General features: G+C 48.5%; 17 protein-coding genes and 1 riboswitch. Of the genes, 1 reads left to right on the top strand and 16 read right to left on the bottom strand.

Features of this window, described 5'->3' with window-relative positions:
- Positions 1–137: 137 nt before the first annotated feature.
- From P6N53_RS17525 to fabZ, 10 genes are all read right to left on the bottom strand, one after another.
- A complete protein-coding gene (locus tag P6N53_RS17525; RefSeq protein ID WP_304545499.1) occupies positions 138–1,847 on the bottom strand; it encodes a GGDEF domain-containing protein in 1,710 nt (569 codons plus the stop codon).
- Positions 1,848–1,892: 45 nt separating this feature from the next.
- Positions 1,893–2,354 (bottom strand): glycosyltransferase, encoded by a 462-nt coding sequence (locus tag P6N53_RS17530; RefSeq protein WP_304545501.1) that lies wholly within the window; start codon positions 2,352–2,354, stop codon positions 1,893–1,895.
- Positions 2,355–2,443: 89 nt separating this feature from the next.
- Positions 2,444–3,634, bottom strand: a complete 1,191-nt coding sequence (gene metK / locus P6N53_RS17535; protein ID WP_304545503.1) for a methionine adenosyltransferase — start codon at positions 3,632–3,634, stop codon at positions 2,444–2,446.
- 117 nt (positions 3,635–3,751) lie between these two features.
- A riboswitch (SAM riboswitch) is annotated at positions 3,752–3,849 on the bottom strand.
- Positions 3,850–3,911: 62 nt separating this feature from the next.
- Positions 3,912–4,172: a YlmC/YmxH family sporulation protein gene (locus P6N53_RS17540; RefSeq protein ID WP_304545505.1), complete on the bottom strand. Its 261-nt coding sequence runs from the start codon at positions 4,170–4,172 to the stop codon at positions 3,912–3,914.
- 57 nt (positions 4,173–4,229) lie between these two features.
- The gene (gene murJ / locus P6N53_RS17545) at positions 4,230–5,801 is read right to left on the bottom strand and encodes a murein biosynthesis integral membrane protein MurJ (protein WP_304545506.1); all 1,572 of its coding nucleotides are present in this window, start codon (positions 5,799–5,801) and stop codon (positions 4,230–4,232) included.
- A gap of 190 nt (positions 5,802–5,991) precedes the next feature.
- Complete coding sequence (locus tag P6N53_RS17550) at positions 5,992–9,048, bottom strand: S8 family serine peptidase (protein WP_304545509.1); 3,057 nt, start codon at positions 9,046–9,048, stop codon at positions 5,992–5,994.
- Between the two features lie 153 nt (positions 9,049–9,201).
- Positions 9,202–10,665: a phosphoglucomutase/phosphomannomutase family protein gene (locus P6N53_RS17555; protein WP_304545511.1), complete on the bottom strand. Its 1,464-nt coding sequence runs from the start codon at positions 10,663–10,665 to the stop codon at positions 9,202–9,204.
- 294 nt (positions 10,666–10,959) lie between these two features.
- Entirely contained in the window at positions 10,960–11,832 is an 873-nt protein-coding gene (gene galU / locus P6N53_RS17560; protein WP_304545512.1) for a UTP--glucose-1-phosphate uridylyltransferase GalU, read from the bottom strand.
- Between the two features lie 50 nt (positions 11,833–11,882).
- Positions 11,883–12,944: a glycosyltransferase family 4 protein gene (locus P6N53_RS17565; protein WP_304545513.1), complete on the bottom strand. Its 1,062-nt coding sequence runs from the start codon at positions 12,942–12,944 to the stop codon at positions 11,883–11,885.
- 172 nt (positions 12,945–13,116) lie between these two features.
- Entirely contained in the window at positions 13,117–13,554 is a 438-nt protein-coding gene (gene fabZ, locus P6N53_RS17570) for a 3-hydroxyacyl-ACP dehydratase FabZ (RefSeq protein WP_304545515.1), read from the bottom strand.
- Positions 13,555–13,695: 141 nt separating this feature from the next.
- On the opposite strand from fabZ, the gene P6N53_RS17575 reads away from it, so the two are divergent.
- Complete coding sequence (locus P6N53_RS17575; RefSeq protein ID WP_304545518.1) at positions 13,696–15,375, top strand: FAD-dependent oxidoreductase; 1,680 nt, start codon at positions 13,696–13,698, stop codon at positions 15,373–15,375.
- A 39-nt stretch (positions 15,376–15,414) separates the two neighbouring features.
- Here P6N53_RS17575 and P6N53_RS17580 read toward each other — a convergent pair whose 3' ends face one another.
- The 6 genes from P6N53_RS17580 to P6N53_RS17605 form a co-directional block, all read right to left on the bottom strand.
- A complete protein-coding gene (locus tag P6N53_RS17580; RefSeq protein WP_304545519.1) occupies positions 15,415–15,984 on the bottom strand; it encodes a hypothetical protein in 570 nt (189 codons plus the stop codon).
- A gap of 117 nt (positions 15,985–16,101) precedes the next feature.
- Positions 16,102–17,139, bottom strand: coding sequence for a hypothetical protein (locus P6N53_RS17585; RefSeq protein ID WP_304545521.1), 1,038 nt, complete (start codon positions 17,137–17,139; stop codon positions 16,102–16,104).
- Positions 17,129–18,568 carry a phosphodiester glycosidase family protein gene (locus P6N53_RS17590; protein ID WP_304545523.1) on the bottom strand — a complete coding sequence of 480 codons (1,440 nt, stop codon included), beginning with the start codon at positions 18,566–18,568 and terminating at the stop codon, positions 17,129–17,131. Before P6N53_RS17590 ends, P6N53_RS17585 begins: the two co-directional genes overlap by 11 nt.
- 19 nt (positions 18,569–18,587) lie before the next feature.
- Positions 18,588–19,724, bottom strand: a complete 1,137-nt coding sequence (csaB, locus tag P6N53_RS17595; RefSeq protein ID WP_304545526.1) for a polysaccharide pyruvyl transferase CsaB — start codon at positions 19,722–19,724, stop codon at positions 18,588–18,590.
- Positions 19,712–21,622, bottom strand: coding sequence for a DUF5693 family protein (locus tag P6N53_RS17600; protein ID WP_304545528.1), 1,911 nt, complete (start codon positions 21,620–21,622; stop codon positions 19,712–19,714). The genes csaB and P6N53_RS17600 overlap by 13 nt, the downstream gene beginning before the upstream one ends.
- 139 nt (positions 21,623–21,761) lie before the next feature.
- Positions 21,762–23,486, bottom strand: a 1,725-nt coding sequence (locus P6N53_RS17605) for an FAD-dependent oxidoreductase (protein ID WP_304545530.1), incomplete at its 5' end; no start/stop codon positions are given.

A 23,486-nucleotide genomic window follows, 5' to 3' on the forward strand; every position in this document is an offset into this window, starting at 1 on the left:
TGAGTTAGTTCTTATATTTATACATATCAAACAAACCTAAGATTTATATTCCAACAACTCGGCCCTTTTATAGGCTTGTCAGTACAAAGTAATCTTAGGCCATAAAGAAAGACACCCCTACCAAGGTGTCTAAAATGCTAGCTTCCCGTTGCTCCAGGACTCTTTTCTATTTGTGACTTAACCCTCTTGATTATCTGGTTGTAGCTTATGGTACGGTCCCTGCCCAATTCCTTGGCCCTGGCCACAGCCTTTTCCGCCCCTAGGAAAATCTTATCCGGGTCGTTGGAGTCATAGGGAAAGGTGGCCACACCGATAGATACCGTTACCATCACCTGGCTTTTGGATTCTTCCGGCACCAGCCTGCGATCCCTAACCTCTATTCTTATTTCTTCCGCGAGACTCACCGCATCCGAATGATCCGCACCAGGGGCAAGCACCGCCAGCTCTCCCCCGCCATATCGGCCTAAAAGGTCCGAGGGTCGGGTATATTCCCTCAGTACCGAGCCCACCATCTCGATTAAGCCGTCCCCTGCCCCATGACCATAACGGGAGTTAAAATCCCGCAGGCGATCTATATCCACCAGCAAAAGGGATATAGGGGTACCGGAGGAGTTTGCCTTAATAAACTCCTTCACCACCTGGCGGTAAAACTGCCTGTGATTTAAAAAACCAGTTAAAACATCTATAGCCATAAGGGTTTTAACCCTAAACTCCAACATATCATTAGCCAGCACAATACCTGCTTGTCCCCCTATGATGCTGAGCATCTGCATATGTTTATCCTCAAAGGCATAGGGATACATCTGCCCCAGCACCAGCACCCCTACCGCCTCCCCCTGAGACATCAGGGGTATAACCATAAGGGAGCGGAAAGGCTTAAAGGGCCCAGCCTCATCGGCTAAGGCTGCATCATCCCTGATATTGCCGATAACCAGTGGTTCCTTTGTCTCAATTACCCTACCCACCAGACCCTCCCCGGGCGACAGCACCAGATTGCTCATATCCTCCTTGAAGGCTCCCCGGACCGCACCAGGCAGAAAGATCTGCCTCTCCTGGGACCAAAATAAAATAACTCCCGTGTGAAAATCCACAATACGCCGGGCCTCCTGCAGTATTTGGTCAAAAAAGGTTTCCGGCTGGTAACTATTCCTTAGACGCTTGGCCACTTGAAAGAGGGCCGTTAACTCCCGGTTGGAAAGCTCCAGATGTACATATTTCCTTATTACCAATTGGGCCGCCAATACCGGAAGAAACAGCAGCACCGCCCAGCCCGCACCCATATTTTGATACAGCACGGCCATCAGAGCCCCAAAGGGTGCGGTAAAAAGATAAGTATAGCCATCCCATTGCAGGGCATCCCAGCCAAACAAACTGGGGTGATCCCTCCTGCCAGGCAGCAGATATATATACACCAGGAAATGATTAACGGCAAAATATACAAAGGTAAAAACAAAAATCCCAAGAATTTGTGCACTGACCAATTCAAAGGCCAGGGCCGCCACAGCCGTTGCCAAAACGTGCTGGCTGCTGTTAAACAGTGTGCTTCTCAAGGGATTGCCCCGGTTCGCAATTCCTAGGCCAATGAGTGTAACAACACCGGTAACCCAGGCGGTGGCTACCCCGCCGAAAAGCAGTTGGGTAGCCAGGACCACCACATAGCCCCCGGAGAGATAGCCCTGGGGAAAGGGTACCGCCAGCCATTCGGCCAGAATCCCAAGGACTACCAAAGTCACCAGTATCCCGGCACTGTCAAAATTCAAACTGGGGAATATCTTATAAAGCCAGGCAAAGCCAAGCAAAATGATTGTCCAGGTATATAAAAGGCTAAGGCCTCCCTGTCTAGCCATAGCTGTCACCCCCTCCGTCATGCAATATTCGACAATGCTGGTAAATTACCTCCAGCCCTGGCAAAAAAATACACGGAAAACCTTCTCTGCCTGCAGTCCCGTGGGAATCCTTCTCAGGTCCACCAGCCATACCAGGCTGTTATGACAGTGCAGCAAGCCGCTAATCATCCCCTGGTCCACAGTCCGGGACTCTTCCTTGGGATGGGACTCCAGGGCAACCAGTCGAAAGGGTATCCTTTGCTGCAAGCCCTCCAGGATTTTTGCAGTATCATCCTCCGAGCCGTCATCCACCACCACCAGCTCCAATTGGACCCACTGGTGCTTTCGCCAGGCAGCCAATCTACGGATAATATATTCCACGTCCTGGGCCCGGTCCTTAAGCACTATCAGCATGCTGACCGGTGGTCCCGGCTGTACCCTAAAGGCACTTATCACATCCTGCGCCAGCCGGTAAACCCCGTAGCAAGCCAGAATAACCACCAGCAAAACTTCCAGAGTCTGATACATAAAAAACACCCCCGTGCTGTAGAGTATGTTTATTACTCCACCGGGGGTGTGTAGTGTCAATGTGGTAAATAAAGGCTATAGAGCTAGGTTTACAAACCTGCCTCTGCCCTAAGTAAACCTGCCTTATCGGTACGCTCCCAGGGTAAATCCAGATCCAGACGGCCAAAGTGGCCATAGGCAGCAGTTTGCCTATAAATTGGCCGACGTAAATCCAAGCTCTTAATGATACCCGCAGGACGCAGGTCAAAATGGCGGTTAATAAGCTGAATAATCAAGTCATCACTAACCTTGCCTGTGCCAAAGGTCTGCACCCGTACAGAAACCGGGTGAGCCACACCGATGGCGTAGGCCACCTGTACCTCGCAGCGGTCCGCAAGTCCGGCAGCCACCACATTCTTAGCCACATAGCGGGCAGCATAGGTGGCTGAGCGGTCCACCTTTGTGGGATCCTTACCGGAGAAGGCACCACCGCCGTGACGGGCACGACCGCCATAGGTGTCGACAATGATTTTACGTCCAGTTAGTCCAGCATCCCCATGGGGGCCGCCAATTACAAAGCGTCCCGTTGGGTTGATGAAAAAGCGAGTATTGCTGTCAATCAATTCAGCGGGTAGCACCTGATGTGCTACTACTTCAATCATATCCTTGCGAATGGTGGCTAAATCCACCTCAGGGTGGTGCTGGGTAGAAATAACTATGGTGTCAATCCGGGATGGCCTATCACCATCGTATTCTACAGTAACCTGGGTCTTACCGTCGGGGCGCAGATACTCTACCATTCCATTCTTGCGAACCTCGGATAGACGGCGGGCCAGCTTATGGGCCAAGGCAATGGGCAAGGGCATTAATTCAGGTGTTTCATTGGTGGCGAAGCCAAACATCATCCCTTGATCCCCTGCGCCAATGGCCTCAATTTCTTCCTCACTCATTTCACCGCTCTTTGCCTCAAGGGCCTTGTCCACACCCATGGCAATGTCCGGGGACTGCTCATCAATGGCGGTAAGGACCGCACAGGTATCTCCATCAAAGCCATACTTTGCCCTGGTATAGCCAATGTTTAAAATAGTCTCCCTGGCAACCTTGGGAATATCAACATAGCACTGGCAGGAAATTTCTCCCCCAACTAATACCAGTCCTGTGGTTACAAAGGTTTCGCATGCTACCCTGGCATTGGGATCCTTAGCTAAAATAGCATCAAGGACAGCATCAGAAATCTGGTCAGCCACCTTATCGGGATGACCCTCGGTAACAGATTCAGAAGTAAATAATTTTCTGCTCAAATGGATTCCCTCCCTGTATTTAACTTTCCCTGTCATTTTAAAATTAAACACCAAACTGCAACACAGCCAAAAAACAAACCCCTCCATATGGGAGAGGTTATTTAATCAGCCATAATAACCTCATCTGTCAGGAAATAGCTTCCCGCAGGAATTGGCACCTTACGTGAGGTTGCCGGGTTTCATCGGGCCAGTCCCTCCACCTCTCTTGATGAGCGATTCAGTTAGAAATTTACCAGATTTATTTTAGCAAAGCAGTTACTTTATGTCAAACAAAGTTTTAATCTTGGTAATACCGGCGATCCATGGGCTGTAGATCTACCAAAATGGCATCCAAACCAAATTTGCTGACCAGTTCCCAGGGAATCACCATATCTTTACCCGAGCGCATCAGCCCGAAATATTTGCTGGGGGCCTGCAATACCAGAGCAATGACCTTGCCGGTTTCCATGTCGATATGTAGGTCCTTTATCGGTCCTAGCTTAGCCCCATCGGACAAGTTGACAACATCCTTGGTTTCCAGTTGTGTTGCCTTAATCATGGCTGTCACCTCCTTATCCCATGCTATGCGGCATAGAATAATTTGGTGCGGCTTTAACTAGCCCCGGGATGGACCCAGGCGTTTTAAAAGCTTATTGGCATAGGTAGAAACCAGTACAGTCTCCTCCATTTTCAAAGTAAAGACTGCCACTAAGAAAATTGCAACACCGGCAGCAATCCCAGCCCCAACCTGCAGGGCCAGACCCAGGGTGCCTAGACCCGCCAATAAGCCGGAGGCATAATAGCTGACACCCCAGGCCCCAGCGGCCATAGCTGCAGAAGCAGCCGCCACTTGCCCAAAGAATTTAAAAATACCGGCATCCCACATGCCAGGAATTCTTTTATTTAGATACCAGGAAAGCATAACAGTATTTAATAAGGATGCTAGAGAATTGGCCAAAGCCAGGCCACCGTGCTTCAGGGGCCCGATAAATAGAAGGCTCAAAATAACATTTACTACAACGGTGACTCCCATGAGCTTTACGGGTGTCTTGGTATCCTGGAGGGCATAAAAGCCCCTGGTCAAAATAATATTGGCAGCCTGCCCCACCAGGCCAATGGAATAAAACAACAAAGCAATGGCAGTCATCTCGGTGGCCCGGGCATCAAATTGGCCCCTTTCAAAGAGCAGCTTAATGATGGGATAGGCCAACACCAGAAGTCCCACACCGGCTGGCAATGCAAAAAGGGTCACCACCCGAAAGGCCCCCCGTACCGTTTTGGCCAGTTCCTCATACTTGCTCTCGGCAGCCATCTTAGTAATGGAAGGGTAGAAAGCGGTACCCACCGCCAGGACAAAAAAACCTATGGGCATTAAAATAAGTCTATTGGCAAAATTCAAGGCTGAAATGCTGCCCTCGGCCAGACCCGAGGCCAAAATCCGGTCAATGATTAAGTAAATCTGGTTGAGGGAAGTGCCTATGGCCACCGGCCCCACCAGGTACATAACCTTGCGTACCCCTGGGTGGCGCCAATCGGTGGAAAATTTGAACCTAAAGCCCTGCTGCCTGAGCTTAGGAACCTGGATCAGGGCTGCCAGCACAAAGCCCCCCACCGTGCCTACCGCCAGTCCCTCAACTCCATACCAGCCTCCCAGGGTCAGGGCAGAAATGATAATGACAAGGTTAGTAACACTGGTACTTAAGGCTGGAATGGCAAAGACCTGATTAGCATTAAGGAGCCCCTGAAAAACCGTAGCCAACCCATAAAAAATAAGTATGGGCAGCATAATCACAGTCAAGCGAATGGCCAGGGTGGCGGTATCTGCCGGAAGTCCCGGGGCTGTAAGCTTGACCAGAAGCGGGGCAGCAAAAAAGCCCACCACAGTCAGCACGGAAAAAACCACAATGACCATGGTAATAACCGTATTAAACAGCCGCCAGGCCTCATCCTTTTGACCCTTAGCCACATACTCACTAAAAACCGGCACCACAACAACAGCCAGGGCACCGATAACTATAGCAAAAACCGCATTTGGGATATTAAAGGCCACCACATAGGCATCGGTGACGGCAGTGGCACCAAACATATAGGCAATGGCCAACTCACGAACAAAACCTAAAATTCGTGACAGCAGGTTAATTACTGCCACCACCAGGGCCGCCCTGGCAATCATTTTTCCGGTAGACAAAAGAGGAACCTCCAGTCTTACTGTACATTAATACAAGTTTTTGACAATAAAAGTAGTATATTCTACTCCCCCGGCAAATATCCTTCACCAACCGCCAGCATTATACTAAAAAGAGCCGGGAAAAGAAACACTAATGGGCCCTGCTATTCTGCAGAACCCATTAAAATCATCTATCTTACCAACAAATAAACTATCGTTTTCCACTGTTTGCTATACTGCTAATCAGTCTAACCATAACGGTGGCCGCCTCGGCCCGGGTGGTCTGCTCCTTGGGAGCAAATATACCTTCCTCCCGGCCATTCATTATGCCCTCACCAGCGATAATGGCAACCGAGTCCTTGGCCCAATCGGAAATATCATCCCTATCGTTAAATTTTCCAAGGGTGTAACCGGTATCCCTAAAGGTTTTATCAGCCATCAGAGTAAGTGCCCTAACTAACATGGTAGCCATTTGTTCCCTGGTGATAGGTTCATCAGGCCTAAAGGTCCCATCGCTATAGCCGGCAGCCAGACCCATCTTCACTGCTGCCCCAACATCTCCAGCACACCAATAGTCAGCTGGCAAATCAGTAAACTTAGCTGCAGCAGTATCCTCAGAAAAACCTAAGGTTCTGACCAACATCACTGTAAACTGTCCCCTGGTAACCATATCATTGGGGGCAAAGGTTTGTGATGTCATTCCCCTCACAACATGTCGGGCCGCCATAATTTCAATATCCGACCTGGCCCAATGATTATTTATGTCCGAGAAGGTCCGGCTAGCCTCCAGTACCGCAAATTTACCCAAACGGTCAACGGTAATAGTTGATTTGCCCGTATCAGGATTATAATCGTTGCTTATAAACTCCCACATTTGAGTTAGTTCGCTAAGACGGTAAACCCCCATTTTCTGAGTGTTTAGCCCGGCAGTGGAACCAATGGGTGAAGTAATGGTTACCTTAATAGGATTATTTGTATTACTAACTGGCAGTTGGGTACCGTCAGGCCACACAATTGTCGGTCGCACATCCACCAGTCTCCCCACTGGACGCAGGTACATTAAGGAATCACTTGAGGGAAGGGATTTTTCTCCTCCAGCTTGCCAGGAAACCCTCATCTGAAGCTGCGCCCCCTGCAAATTTGCACCGAAGCGGCTAAACTCACCGGCCGGTATCTCAATTATCAAGCCCGGCAGCCTTAACTCCAGCGGTCGACCGTTACTGTATATCTCAGTAGCCATAGCTGCTTTAAAGGCCAAGGTAACAGACTTTTCTAGCTCTTCGTCCTCCGGGGCTGAAAGTACAACCTTCCCTGAACTTCTAGAATCTGCAATGGCCTTTTTTACTTCTTCATCCGATATTGGCAAAGAATAGTAAGGAGAATTGTCCGGTAGATTTTTTACATCTACCCGCCAAACCCTGGCAGACACAGGGTTAACCGTGAGCTTTACTTCAGACTCGATAGGCAGCTCAGCCCAATTCAACTTATTTTCGCCAACAAAAATTTTGACCTGATCAGCCATTGTCCAACGGGTACCATCAAAGATAGTTAACTGCCTGGCACCCTCCTTGGACATTATTTTACTGGTCATGGTTATATAAATGGCCTCAATATGGGTTACCTCCCCATCTGGTCCAAAGGATAGGTAGGCCTCTGCCCCTGGTGGAATATCCTTTAAGGCTGCAGAGATAAGCTCCTCCTCACCGGAAATAACCCGAAAATTAACCTCTTCATCAAGCTTAAAGGCTTTGCCGTCGGAAAATTTTATCTCTTCACTGTTAATTTCCGCAACAGTTCCCGAATAGGTCATATCGCCAAAAACAATTGAAAAGGGCTGAGGTCCGTGAACAATATCATGTCCGGCCACTTCAATGGTGTAGGTCTGGCCTGGTTCAGGATTATACACAATTACCTCTTCAACATTATTCAGCCGATCACCCTCAATGTAGCCATTACCCCAATAAATGCCTTTACTATCAGGACCGATAACCTTTAAGTCTAGATCATTAACCAGGTCCTTGCCTACCCCCGGTGTCTTGGGATAATCTGAATAGGCCATGACTACCCGGAAGGGTTGCCCGTTACTGGTATAAGTATAGGTAACTGTTTCCCCTGTTTGCAGGCCAGGGTTGTCCTGATAAAACAGGTTGCCATTTTCCAAAGCAACCAGGGTATTCTCCACATTCACTCGACCAAAACCCTGGTCACTGGCAGAAACACCGGGCAGCTTTTGGGTGCCAAATATGAGAGCTGCCTTAAGCAGTGATGCATTGGGTGTTACCCCCTTGGCCTGAAAATACTGCCTCAGCAGTGCCAGGGAGCCGGCAGTCAGGGCGGTGGACATACTGGTTCCACTCATATAGCCATAGTTTTGATTATACAAACCGATATAACTATCCGAGGCTAGGTTAGGCTTTGTCTTCCTGGTAGACAAAATCCAAGTACCCGGAGCCAGCACCTCGGGCTTAATACGTCCATCAAGGGTCCCCCTGCTGCTAAAACCCGCCACCTGGTCCGGATTATCTGAGCTGGTATCGACACCCCTGGTTCCTTCAGTGGAACCAACGGTAATGGCATTTTTAGCTGCTCCCGGCGAACTTACAAAGGGCTTAGAGGTCTTATAGCCATTACCTGCCGACTTGAGCACCACCATATCCTGATGATCCCAAACAAACTTATCTAAACTATGGGTATCCCAATCATAGACTCCGTCACTGAAGCTGGCTCCCCAACTATTTACGTGTATCCTGGGCTGACCGGGAGTATTGTATGCGTCTGCCAGCAGTTCATAAACCGATGGAATACGCAGGGTTTTTTCTTTATCATTATAGGTAGCCTGGAAATATAGACCGGCCTCCGGGGCTATTCCCTTGACAACCCCCTCGGATTTTGAGCCTGTGCCAACGATACTTCCCGCCACATGTGTCCCGTGCCCATTAGGGTCGGCCCAACCATCCCCGCTAAAATCCTTCACTCCCACCAGCCGGTCCTTTATATCCGGATGTAATAATTCAAGACTCCCTCCGTCAAGGCCCGAATCAGCAACAGCAATTATCTGTCCCTTTCCAGTCAACCCGGTAATGGAAGAGCCCAGTTGATAGGACCAGAGTCCGGGAACACCCATAATGCCGGCGGCCAGGTTATTCTCGGTACGGTAATTTGACTCCTCCCCGTACAATAGGGAAGTGGGCCAGGGCAGCAAAAGAAAAACGTTAATGAGAATTAACGCTTTTAATGCAGTTTTATATTTATAAATCCTACTGTACAAAGATACTCACCCCAAAAAAGCCCAATATGCCCAAAGTTATTCAAAGAAAAAATATGCTGTCTAAGAATTTCGACAGCATAACACTCAATTCCTTTAAATAAATACAAACTTAAATAGTTATTGATAAGAAAATTATGGTTTCATTATAAAATCTTAATTCAAATTCAAAAGCTGCTTTATTTCTTCTTGAAGCTGCTTTTTTTGCTCCGGGCTATTGGCCTCAACATAAATTCTAAATAGAGGTTCTGTACCGGAGGCTCTAATTAACACCCAGGCGCCGTCTGCAAGGACCAGCTTGATGCCGTCCAGGGTGATCTTTTCAACTACCTGCTGCCCAGCCAACTTTCCAGGTGCAAAGGTCTTTAGCTGCTCTAGGATGGCAGTTTTCAACTCAGGCGTTGTATGTATATCCAGCCTTTCACTATACAGCTGCCCGAACTGGGTATAAATATCCTGTAAAATTGCCGTTAAGCCTTTACCATGGTGGGCAACCATTTCTGCTGCAAGGAGTCCCGCCAGAATACCATCTTTTTCAGGTATATGTCCCTTGATGGATAGTCCGCCACTTTCCTCCCCACCTATGATGCAGCCCTTTTCCAGCAGGTTTTGACCAATATATTTGAAGCCCACAGGAGATTCAAAGACCCTTTGCCCATATTTACCGGCCATTCTGTCTAATAGGTGAGTAGTTGCCACCGTCCTGGCCACAGGGCCCCGCCAGTTCTTTACGGTAAGCAGATGATAGTAGAGCAGGGGTAAAAACTGGTTGGGAGTAATGTACTCCCCGTTGCTATCTATAATGCCAAACCTATCTGCATCACCGTCCAGGGCCAAGCCCAGGTGAGCCCCTCCCACTTTAACCCTGTTTTTTAATTCAGTCAGGGATTTCCCGGTTGGTTCCGGCAAGGTTCCACCAAAGAGCGGATCCCTGATATTATTGAAAACCTCCGTCTCAACACCGGCATTCCCAAGGATGTGCTCCAGGTAACCGATACCCGCACCATACATGGGATCAATGACTATTTTTAGTCCTGCCCGCCGGATAGCCTCCAAATCAACAATTTCAGAAACCTGTCCGACATAGTCCTCAAAGGGTGAAAACTCACTGCAGTCACAGATCTGTGAAGATTTTTCCTCAATTAAATGTCCGTAACGTCCTTCGGCGGGTTCTAGCTTATAGAAGTCACAGGGTTCCCCGGCCTGCAAACGTCGGATATTCTCTTCTATTTCCTTTGTGATATGAGGTAAGGCCGGTCCGGCGTACTCAGGAATAAATTTAAAACCGTTATATGGAGGGGGATTGTGACTGGCCGTCAGCATAATTGCACCCGCAGCCTTCCTGAGGGTAATGGCATAGGCGGTCACAGGGGTGGGGCTTGCTCCACAGCACAAATAAACAGGAATCTCCTGCTTAATTAATTCTTCTGCCACTGCCTGTGCAAACTCCTCTGCCAAAAAACGGTTATCCCGACCCAAAACCAAGCCCCTCTGACCTATCCCCTGGCTGTTTACATAGGCCGCCACCGCCCTGGTTACCAGCCTTACATTATCAAAGGTAAAATCATCGGCAATTATTCCCCGCCACCCGTCGGTGCCAAAGGCTATCTTATGGCTCAAAAAATCTACCTCCCGATATCCAGTATGATCCAAGGTTTATTTTATGGTCTATTCTTTTTTATTATGCATAAAATTCCAAATGCTGGCAAGGTTTATAACCTCATTTTTATGTCAATACTATAATTAGTTAGTAATCAATACCAAAGGAGTACTTAAAATGGCTAAAATTGATATAAAACATATTAGCGAACGTCAAAAAATGCTTGAAAGCTATCTCAAGCTTGGCAAGGATAGTAAATCAAAGGGCTCTTCAGGAGCAAAAAAATGAGTCGGACTCCCGACTCATTTCTGCTTTTATAATTTATCGGAAACCAGCTCTTTTAGATATTGCTTAAAGTCGTCGGCTAAGTCGGGTCTGTCGAGGGCGAACTCCACGGTAGCCTTAAGGTAGCCTAGCTTATCTCCCACATCGTAGCGTTTTCCTTCAAAGATGCAGCCGTAAATTGCCTCGGCACGGACCAGCATCCTTAGGGCATCGGTTAATTGGATTTCCCCGCCGGCTCCTGGGCGGGTTGTGGCCAATATGTTGAAAATTCTCGGGCTTAAGATGTACCTGCCCATGACTGCTAAGTTAGACGGGGCTTTATCTATGTCTGGCTTTTCCACCAAATCATAAATCCTGCTAAGCCCGGGGCGTTCGGTGGTGGCCTCCACAATGCCATAGCGATTTACATGCTCAATGGGAACCTCTTGCACACCAAGGATGGAATACCTTACTTCCTCATACAGATTGATCATTTGCTTAAGGCAAGGTACCTTGCTGCGGATTACATCATCGCCCAAAAGGACCGCAAAGGGCTCCTCCCCTATGAATTTCCGGGCGCAATAAACGGCATGACCAAGGCCCAGGGGCTCCTTCTGACGTATGTAGTGAATATCCACCATTTCACTGATATCCCTCACCATACCCAGCAGCTCATGCTTCTCTTTGTTGTCCAGCATCACTTCTAGCTCTAAGGATTTATCAAAATGATCCTCAATGGCCCGTTTATTGCGGCCGGTGACAATCAGAATGTCTTCAATTCCCGAAGCCACAGCCTCTTCAATTATGTACTGAATGGTTGGGGTATCGACAATGGGGAGCATTTCCTTGGGCTGAGCCTTGGTGGCGGGTAAAAACCTAACTCCCAGACCTGCCGCCGGAATAATGGCCTTGCGAACTCTCATTTTTCCCATCCTTTCCTCATAATGGTAGACTTTCTTAATAAAAAGCGGCCCTACATTTTGGAGGACCGCTGCTGAAACCCTTGTGTTGAACCAATGACCCCAATTTTATTAGCTAAGACAATTATTGTGACAGTTAAGATAAATAGCAGCATTACCGCCTGGCTGGTGGTCAAGACCGTGAGTAAAAAGGCACTAATTCCCAGAACTAGGCTCACACCATAAATGGCCAGCACTGTCTGCTTATGGCTTAAGCCTAGGGCCATTAGCCGGTGGTGGAGGTGTTCTTTATCGGGCTGAAATATGGGGCGGTGACTCTGATAACGACGTAGGATGGCAAAGAAAACATCCATCAAGGGAATCCCCAAAATAACGATGGGGACGATAATGGATATGGCCGTGGCCGTTTTGGCAACACCCATAATGGCCATGGTTCCCAGGGTAAAGCCCAAAAACATGGAGCCGGTATCTCCTAAAAATATTTTAGCAGGGTAGAAATTGTACTTAAGGAAGCCCAGGATAGCAAAGGCAAGAATTAATGCCAAGGCTGCCACTTCCATGCCATCTCCGCCTATATGAGTTGCTTGGCGCCAGGTAACGGCAGCTATGGTCAGGGCGGCTATTAAGGATGTGCCCCCCGCCAGACCATCCAGCCCGTCAATTAAGTTAACGGCATTGGTTACGGAAATAATCCAAAAGATAGTTACAGGAACACCCAGATAACCTAGCTGCAGTAGCTCCCCGCTAATAGGGTTGGTTATAAACTCAACCTGCACGCCAAAGGGAATAACCGCTGCCGCCGCAGCAATTTGCCCCACCAGCTTTACCTTGGCCGATAAACCCCTGGTATCATCTAAAATGCCGAGGGATACTATAAGTAACCCGCCAATCAGCAGACCGATTAACTTTCTATCTAACTCTTGAGTTAACAAAACTGCCGCTACAAATGCCAAAAAAACGGCCAGTCCACCCATGCGCGGCATGATACCCTTATGAACCTTCCGGTGATCCGGCAGATCCATGGCACCAATTTTAATGGCGGCCTTGCGTACCCAGGGAGTAATCAACAGAGACACAGCCAGGGCCACAAATAAGGCAGGAATTATGTTGTTCAATTTATATCCCTCCGATAATATACCGGTTGCAAGTCATAATCTAATTAATTCTACCCTAAGAGCTTCAAAAAAGTATAGTAACAATTTTAGCTATCTTAACTAACTAGTGCTAATATTTGTGTTTGTTCTCACATAAGGGTGCCCTAACGAAAAAATATAGAGAAATTCGCCCTTATTCGTCCTCTTTCTTGGCAATAGCAAACATCAGCTCAGCTTCGGTGGCCAGTTCCTCACCAACATAGGCCCGTGCTTTACTTTTCCCGATAGTTCCCCTAAGCTTAATTACCTCAACTTCAATGCGCAGGGTATCCCCGGGAATCACCTGCCGGCGGAAGCGGGCATTATCAATTCCGGCAAAAAGTGCAATACGACCGGCATAGGCAGGCATACTAAGGATAGCCACGGCACCCACCTGGGCCATGGCCTCAATAATTAAAACACCCGGCATTACGGGATAACCAGGGAAGTGACCTTGAAAAAAGGGCTCATTTACACTTACATTCTTAATCCCCACTACCCTTTTTCCTTCTTCCAGTTCTAAAATTCGATCAACTAACAGGATTGGATAGCGGTGTGGTAGAATTTGTTGAATAGCATTGATATCTAGCATAGCAACCCCCAAGATTTTCTAATAATACGAAGTATTTCGGCTTTATTATATTGTTTCCCTGCTAAAAAAACAAATATTTGGCAGTTAATATTATATATTCTTTTTTTAGGCAAGCTATTTATATTTTAGAGAGGTGACCCTATGATTAGACTAGTAATCTTATTGCTCTTTACCCTGTTCCTTACCGGCTGCACACTCCCCGGCGGCACTCCTGTTTTGAAGGAGGATATAGTAATACTGGGAGGTGGCTTTGACGGCAGCGCAGCTGCCCGCAGTGCTGCAGCTGCCGCTCCAAAAAATAAGATATTGCTTGTTGTAAACGACCCGCTACCCGAATTGGGTGGATTGGGCACAGTGGGAGCACAGAATTTTACCGATATTCGCTTCTGGCAGGGCAAGGTGGTTACCCAGGGCTCCTTTGGTCGCTGGCTATCTCAGGCAGGCCAATTTTATGACCCTGACCGCATGTCCCAGATAATTAAAGATGATCTGGGACAGTTTCCCAATATAAAGATAATCTATGGTTACGACCTGGAAAGTCTTACATCTGAGAATAATACAATCAAAGAAATAAATATAAGGAACATTCAACGAAACCAGGAGGGTCATATTGCCTGGGGCGAACAAAAGCAGAGGATCAAGGGAAAAATATTTATTGACGCCTCCATGGACGGACGTCTTACAAGAATGTCCGGCAACTCGGTGACAGTTGGTAGGGCTGACTGGCCAGACGAATACCTCCCCAAGGAAGAGCAAAATAGCCCGCTGGCCAGGCAGCAGGCAGCTACCTTGATGTTTAAGGTGACCGGAGTCAAGACTCCTTCGAAGAACACACACTTTGAAGGCTGGGAATTCGTCCGGGACAACAAAGGTAGCTGGGGAATCGCCGGGGGTACGGATATATTTACCTCAGACCGGGAGGTCATTGATTTCAACAATGAATTTGGCCCCCAGGGCTTTGCCCTGAAGCCCTTAAATGCGGCTGCCACAGGCAAGGACAGCGACACCTGGTGGATCAACTGCCTGCTGGTCTTTAATGTGGACGGGAGAGCCCACCAGCGGGACAAGGGCACCGATATATACCCGGCAGATATGCTGCCCTACTACACAAATACAGATCAGGCCTGGGTTAGGGCCAGGGAGTTCCTTGACAAGCCGGAGTTTATCAATGTCTTTAGGCGGTTCCAGGTTCAAGACCCTTCCACTGGTCAATGGTATGGCTTTGGCGAAGCTGAGCTGGTGCGTGATAACAATGGACATCCAGTGGTGGGACAAATGATGTACATTAGGGAATCTGTGCACAGTCCCCTAGAAAGCAATCAAGACAAGCTGCAAGAGAATAAAGACTTTGCCATTACCACCAGAGAAGCCCAGCTGGCGGGGCCAGCTCCCAATATCGGCGCTGACCTTGAAAACTTTCCTACCCGAATAGGCCTGGGCTACTATATGATGGATATAAATGCTTTCACAGACAAGGATCTGGCTGCCCCGGGACCCTATGATTGGCCGGTGACAGATAACCTGAGACCTGATTGGATATTGGCAGGAGGTCAGCCGAAAAACCCTGTTTACATGCCCTTGGAAACCCTGCTGCCCACAAACACGGAGAATCTGCTGGTTCCAGGCTATGCCTCCGGTATATCCTCCTTTGCCTGGGCGGAACTAAGGGTACTGCCCAACCTGGCAGTGTTAGGTGATGCTGCCGGAGTAGCCGCTGTCAGGGCTTTGAATGCGAAAACTAATCCCCGGGATTTTTCACAGGAGGACATTGCTTGGATACAGGTGAAGCTTAAACAATTCGGTGCAAGACTGGATAAATAAAGTATGCCGGGGGGTCATGACCTCCCGGCATCTTTGTTATTACTTAGCTTGTTCAAGACCCCACTCTAATTTGGTCTTATAGTCATTGTAGGTTTCAACCATTTGACTTTCGTGCAAGCCTTTAATTTGGTCATCATCCAACGCTTTAAGATTTCCCGTTTCCATATCCCTGATTCCCCTTGTAACCATATAAATATAGTTATTTACTGTAGTTCTGAGTTTTTCCCCATAGGCCAATCCGTCCTGATAGATATCTTGATTCTTCACGTCAGCGGGAAAGGTGTTTACTTCCATGTGTAAATCGAATTCCTTGACAATTGTCCTGACTACATCCATATTGCTGGATAGTTTATTAAGGTATTCTTCCTTACTAATATTACCTTGATCCCATCCAGAATAGGCACTGTCTATTTCCTCTTTAACTACCTCCAGGCGACCTAACCATTCTGTTTCTTTCTTAACCAGGTTTTCAATTGGGTCCCCCTCCATATAGGCAGCTTCTTCGGGACTCAATACCTTTACCTCAAGCTTTCTTTCTTGGCTGCAGCCGGCTACTACTACACTAAAGGCGATTAGCAGAATGAGTATTAACAAATGTTTTTTCTTCAAAATAAGTATTCCCTCCTTAAAGTATAGCAAATATATTTCGCCAAAAACCCCTTCGTTCCTTCAAATATATACAATTCATTATGAGGTAACTATTGTTAACACTTCCAGCTATCTTGCTTATTCCGCTTCAGGTTGGCTAATCTCTTTAGGCCAAACAACCTTCATGCTGTCGCCAACAACCTCGGCCACCCTGCTGCGGCCTGTGACCATGGTAGCCGATATTTGCACGTTGCCGTTTTCTAAGGGTTGGGCAAACCATAAATCCGTCACCGGGGCAGCTTTATAAATTCCCTCCCAGGTTCTGGCTTCCAACACCTGTCCACCGGAAGACACATAAAATAACATGTCCTGCTTCTTATCTGTGACCAGGGTTGTACCATCAGCCAATCTAAGGGCATCGATGGGTCTAACCAGGGAAGGAGGATTTTCTTGATCCTTGGAACCGGCAGTACTGCTTCCAGGGGAGCCAAACTGCCAGACAACCTTTTTAGCTGGAGTCACCTCGATGACTTGTCCACGGCTATAGCCCCTGTCTACAATTAAAGTATTGCCGTTGGCCAGTCGATAGGCCCGCAGGGGACGTTCCAGGTTGCCAGGAGTACCTGACTTACCGGGCTTCCCAGTCCCATATTGCCAAACTGTTTGTTTCTGAGGATTTACTTCCCTTATCTCAAAGGGGAGCACTATTAATGTATTGCCGTTGCTTAGCCTCTCGGCATACCTGGGTGCCTGATTTATGGAAGGCAGCACATACTCCCAGGCCTTTTCTCCCTCCGGAGTCAATTCCACCACCCTAGGTACATAGGGTGCCCCGGGAGCCCCTGAATCTGCCACCAGGGTATTTCCATTATCCAATCTCCTGGCACTGTTGGCCTGGATGCCCCGGAAGTACCAAACCTCCCTACCGGACCTGTCCACTTCGATAATGCCCGGGTCCCAGGAACCCACCCGGCTCTGCAGGATATTACCATTAGATAAAAACTGAACATACTGGGGATAGTTCCAATTAATATCGGCAATATAATCCCTGGCAAGTACCGGGGGTTGTTCTACTTCCACAGGCTCAGTCTGGGTCAAATCGTCAGCCAAAGCCGGCATTACAGCAAAACTAAGACAAAGTAATACCGCCATAGCAACCCTAAGCTTATTTAACATCTCCGGTCCCTCCCCTGCTGTCAATATAAATGGTGGGTCCACCTGAGGTAACATAATTTACATCTGCCCCCAGGGCTTCTCCTACAAAGCGCAGTGGAACCAGGGTGCGGCTGTCTAAAACCTTGGCAGGCACGTCAAGGGTTACTTTGTTGCCATTCACAACAGCGGCAGAGCTGCCCACGGTCAGCTCAATAATCTGCTCTCCCCGGGTGGCAGTGACCTTCTTGGCCTCTGCATCCCAAGCAATTTCTGCACCTAACTGCTCAAATATCTTGCGCATAGGCACCAGGGTGCGACCATTTTCAACCTGGGGCGGTACATCAAAGTAAGCTCGCTGCTGATCTATGTACACAGGCATTTGCTGAATAATTACCAAGCCGTTGCCCAGGGCCCGTTCCCTTTTATCCGAGGGGGTATTTACTATTTGCCCCTTGACCCACATTTCACTGGAGCCACCTCCGTCCAGAGCCACAGCCTGAACAGAACCCAATTCAATCATTAGATAAGCTAGTTCTTCTAGGGTAAGGCCTGCACTGCTGTCAATCCTACCATCCACCACCACTAAAAGAATCTTTTGGTTCGCGGTGATCCCTATGGCTGTCCTGGGTGCAGCCTGTAATACCGATCCCCACAAGCCCTCGTTGATTGCCTGCTCCACGGGAAGTCCACCTTCCACCAGGAGGGGACCGCCGGAAAGGCCATGCCGGATATTCTGCCAATTCTCCGGCATATCCAGGGATACCCTAGCCCTTGTGCCAGCTTGTATTGAAACTAATTGACTGGCTGATTGACCATAACCCGCTAAGATGTAGCCACCGGCCGGTGCAGGAATTCCACTGTAGGACGGTTCCATTCGAAAGGAACCCTCCTCGGCAGGATAGAGCATTAGCTTCATTGAGGCAGGGATGTCCTTATTCCAGGCAGGAGAGTATAGGACTAAGCCATTGCTTAAGGGGTCCATATTTATTCCATTTAATTTCAGCTCAGAGCCGTTTATAGCAAGCTTTACCTGGGGCGATAGATAGCCAACCACCATTGACCCGTCATTGGTTAAGCCAAAGGATGTCCTCAGAATATCGGAAATATATTCTGCCTTACCATCAATAATCACGTTACCTACCGGTATCCCCGAGCCGGTATCGAAAAAACCACCGTTTATGGCAGCCACCGCGCCGGTACGCTCGGCCATGCTGCTTAAAACCTCTTTACTGCCCACCAGATCATTGCCCATAATGGGACGTATCTCGGTAAATCGCTGCTTTGGATCTACCTCCAGGACATGACCTAGATAGGGCTTACCTTCCCAGTTGGTCTTTTGAAAGGACCACTGACGTACGCCGGGAGCCACTTGATTAGCCGCCCAGGCAGGCAAGGACCACAAAAGTGATAAACATAGACACAGGATCGGGAGCCAGCTTTTCTTTTTCATTGTTTCCCTCCATAATGCATTAAATATAGGTAGCCGCCTTTCGATCACCACGCAGGTGCCTATCCAAAACCTGCAAAGCCATTACCGCCGATTCTCTAGCCCTTTGTCTAAGGGGCTCAACCTCTTGAACCAACTCCTCCCGGGCTACCCAGGGGTCGCAAATAATTGTTTGAACATCCTCCCACAAGCAGTCAAAGTCAGGCTCTGCCACATTAATGGCCGCTTCCCGGCCAAGAAGATTCATAAAACGATCTATTTTAGGATCATAGGAAATCGCCACCGGGGGGACACCCATCACCGCTGCTAGAATCAAGGCATGTAGTCTCATACCCACCAATAAATCCATATTGGCAATTAATGCCGCAGTATCGGCCACAGAATAATTGCCGGTTAGCACTGTGGCCGGCTGCTCCATTAGGGAGACAATCTCCTGGGAGGTTTTAAGGTCATCGGGATAATGCATGGGTAAAAACACCACCTGAAAGCCAACCCGTGATAACTTATCACAGAGGGCAGCCAACACCTGCTTATATTCCGAAAGCCCCTGCCACTCCCTGGGGGATACGCCAATAAGCTTTTTCTCTTTAGAAAGATTTACCCCGGCCTGCTCCAGTATCTTCCGGCCCGCCTCATCATCAACAAACCTTTGCTCCAGACCAAGCACCGGATCAGCAGTAACCCGTATCTCCGGCCTGGTAATCTTCATGTCCTGCAGATCCCTGCAGGACAGTTCATCCCTAACGGTGATGCGCTGAACACCATTAACCACCAGCCGCATCAAAAGTCTGCCCGGCCCGCTATTTACCGGCCCTATGCCCTGGGCGTAAAAGAAAACAGGCTTGCCCAGCATACGGGCCAGCAGGATAACTCCTAAATAATACAGCAGGCTTTTCAATCCGGTAACATCCTGCAATAGGCTTCCGCCGCCGCTTATCAGCATATCCGAATCCTTAAGGGCTCGGTAAATCTCCCGCAGCTTCCATCTATTATGGGCACTCACCTTATAAACCTCTGCAGTCTGCCCCGGCTGGTTGGACAGGACATCAATCCTCAGCCCAACATTGAGCTCCCTCAGAGTTTTCAAAATGCTAAAAAGAACCGCTTCATCACCCAGATTATCAAAGCCGTAATAACCTGAAATCACTACTTTAGCCATTTGGTATCTCTCCCCCAGCGGCTGACCAGCCTAATAGCCAGGTATACAGCCAGCCCCAGTAATATACCTATCCACAGTCCATGAAAGGCCCTCAGCAGGGAAATCACCAGCGGGGTATGAATATGGGCAAAGGTATTCACCAGTGATGCCTGTCCAATGGCACCCAATAACAACAGGGGTAAAAACCTATTGTCACGGTAGCCGTAAAGCAACAGCAGCAGCAAGGCAGGATGCCCCAAGAGGAATTCCTTGGTCCTTGGCCTTACTCCCAGTATTTGATCTAAAAGACTGCGGAATTGCAGCTCCAGCCCACTGACGGCCATTCCCTCATTCCCCGTGCGCATTACATAAATGGCGATTGCTACTGCCATAAAGCCGGCGGCCAGGGCCACCCCCAGCTTAACGGGACTTTCCAGGAGTTCCTTGATCTTTTCAACCAATACCTTCCCCCTGGCAGAAAGCAGCGGAAAATACAGCATGACGATTAACAAAGGAACAACATGGGCCAGCTTAACTCCCAGGAACTGGTCAAGTTTCAGCATGAATCCCGCATCTGCCAGGAGGCCCACGGTGAAGAGGGCCCCTAATAATGTAAACAGGGAAATGCGGATAAAGGCCAATATGGCAGCCCCCGGGGTTCTACCTTCCTGCTTTACACCCATTAATAACGCTAGGGTTGGGAATACAATCACAGCTCCCAGGGCCATTAGCTTTCGCGCAAATTCCGGGGATAAAAAGAGTGCCGCTGCCCATAAACCGGCACCAACAGCCCCAAGGGCGGGTGAATACCTGGTAGGGGCTAAACGCTCCAGCAATAGCAGTCCGCCTGCCAGCACTCCCATGCCTATCAAGAAGATTAGTCCCCTGGATACCGGAACAGGGGGCAGCTTATCGGCACTGCCCACCTCTAAACCTTCATTCTGAAGGCGGAGTACCAGTCGGTCCATAAACTCCATATTTTCCTTAAATAAATCGCCCCCTATCAATAAAGGGCGAACCAGTAAAATACGGTGGTTTCTCTCGGCCGCTGCCAAGGTGTAACGGTCCAAGGCTTCCGCTGAGGTAAGCCTTTTCATCTCATTTTGCGCTATGGTATGCAGCCTAACAACATCCTTGTCCAGTAGGATTGCCACCTTGGTTAAGCCCCTCTGGGGGAAAAACTCAACCTGGGTTATGGGCACATCCATTTTACTAAGCTCATAGGCCAAAACAGGAAGCAGCTCGGAAAAACCCGGCAAGGTGTCGTCATTAAACATGACTGCTGAGACATTAGGAATGTCACGGTACAAATCAAAAGCCTGGATAATACTTTGCTGGGTTGCACCGGGCCAAGTCCGGATTTGGGGAATTATTGTCATGCCAGACTCCTGGACATCCGCCAGAGAGGCACTGGTAAAGCCGACCCCCAATTCCTTTATTCCTATATAGGGAGCAACGGTCTCAATTACATAGGTATCCGACAATTCATAGGTATTGACACCGGCCAGTTTAACCTTCATGTGAGAGGCCAGCTGGTTATAAGTGTCCCTGTTGGAAGTAATGATGTAGGTGTTGCTGCCCACAATATTGAAACCTAAGCCAGTTCCGTCCTGTAATTGGTACTCTAGCTCCTGACCACTAAACACATGGATATCTCCATTTAGCCTCAGGTCATCAATCATTGCTTCCCGCAATACCACGCCGGAGACTCCGTGCTGTGAAAACTCCTTTATTCCTTCCCGGGCAGTTAGACCTTTGTACCCCGCCAGGGAGGCAATTTCTTCATAATTAACAACCAATTGTACCTGGCGGAAATCCTTTTCCACCATTATTCGCTGCCAGAAGGCCACATGGGCTGCGGTAAAAATCGCCACAACCACCATTGCCCAAAGCCCGTACTTCCACCACCTACTTAGCAATTTTATCTCCTCCTGCGACATGCTTCTCCAATATGTATTATAACCCGCGGACCAGCAGGTCACAAATTATGCCGCACTTTAAGTGCGGCATAATTAGGGTTTTTGTTGTTAATTATTTAACTTCTCATTAGCTTGTCCCCTAAATTTCGCCTCCGGGATTAGCCGCCAACCATTCAGTGAACTCTTTTAACAACATATATCCGGCACCTACAGTTACAACGTTGTTATTTTGTTTGATCTTATCCATAGTCTGAGGATTCCAGAAACCAACATTGTCAAAATACTCTAGAGCCTGCTGTTTATTAAAGTCCAACCCAAGGTAGCGGGACATCATATAGGCCGTGTCTTCCAGGGTAAGCTCATTGCCCTCGGCATAAAGCTTGGGACGCTCATTCACCTTAACGCCGGTGAGCCTCGTCATCCAGCTCAAGCCATTGATAAACTGGGTTTCGGGCATTTGGGCATCCAATCTATAGTTATTATCGTAACCACCTGCAGCCATCCCATAATGACGCATGAACTTTAGCCCCGGGTAGGCCCAGTGTTGGGTTTCAGGTGGAACTGGTAAATTAAAGGGCTTTATGTCTGCACCCTGACTGGTCAGATTCTTTTGAAGCTGGTCAATTAAGAAAGTATTGTTAGCCATACTGCTGAAGGAAGAATTGCTTTCCAGACTTATGGCTGCGGCAATTCCAGCAGCCTGTCCGGTAGCCATGCCTATGGGAATTACCCTGGCACTGCCGTGGGGCAATGAATCAATACTTGCTGCCCTGCCTACCACCAACAGATTCTCAACCTTCTGGGGTACAATGCTTCTGAATGGAACTGCGTACTGGATGGGCACCCCAATCACATTCCCCTTAAATTCAGGGTCTGTTGCCTGGATATCAATGGGATATGAGCCAAAGGCTATCCGGTCATAAAAATCCCTATTCTCCAGCACATCATCAATATTTAAGCGATAAAGTCCCTCGATATGCCTTGTTTCACGGACATATAGTTCAGGTGCTGTGTTTGCCAAAAATGCGTTGGCAAACCCTGGTACATTTTCGTTTAGGTACTCGACTATATGTGGCAGTTCCTCTTGGGCCAATTCCCTAGCCCGCTTGCGGTCTTCTAATTTCAGTCCATCAATACCAAATAACTGTAAGGCATTTATTAAAACTGTCCCGTCCTTTTGGCGGCCCACATTCAAACCACGCATGGCCACCTCAGGAACATTAGACTGATAGCCCTTCATTAGGGTACCAAATCCCCAGGCGCTTACCAGGTTTGCGCCGGTATGGGGTTCACGGCTGGAATTTAGATGCAGCATCATTTTGAGCCAGTCTGCCTTACTGATGCCATCCAGCTTAAACACCAGGGTCACAGCCATTAAGCTATCGCCCCGTCCATAATCTTCCTGTCCGTAGGTATAGGGTACTCCCGAAGCAGCAGCAATATCAGCATCCTGGGTGGCATCAATAACCCGCTGGGCTGAAAACTTCCTGGAGGTACCATCCTGCAGCTTGACTTCTACCCCGGTAACAACAAGTTTCTCTGGTTCCACAGCATTGGTATTAGCTGAGTCAGAAGCCTCAGCCTGCTCAGGGTTAGCTTGCCCAGGAGCCTGCTGGTAATTCACTGCGGCACTGTTTACGGCCACCGATTGGCCAGGGTTTACCAGGGGAAGCACCTGGTCGTTAACCACCGGATAAATGGCCTGGGCCGAGGTGATCACATGCAGATTCTTCTCTTTATTTACCATCTCATGGAATACATTGGCGGCAGTGGTCACATCAAAGGAGTCTCCCTCAATCTTGTCAAAGAACTCCTGGAAAATACCTTTATTTAAAATAACCCTACCAGGGCCATAGTTCATATC

This window comes from Desulforamulus aquiferis (genome assembly GCF_030577015.1).
Classification (GTDB): domain Bacteria; phylum Bacillota; class Desulfotomaculia; order Desulfotomaculales; family Desulfotomaculaceae; genus Desulfotomaculum; species Desulfotomaculum aquiferis.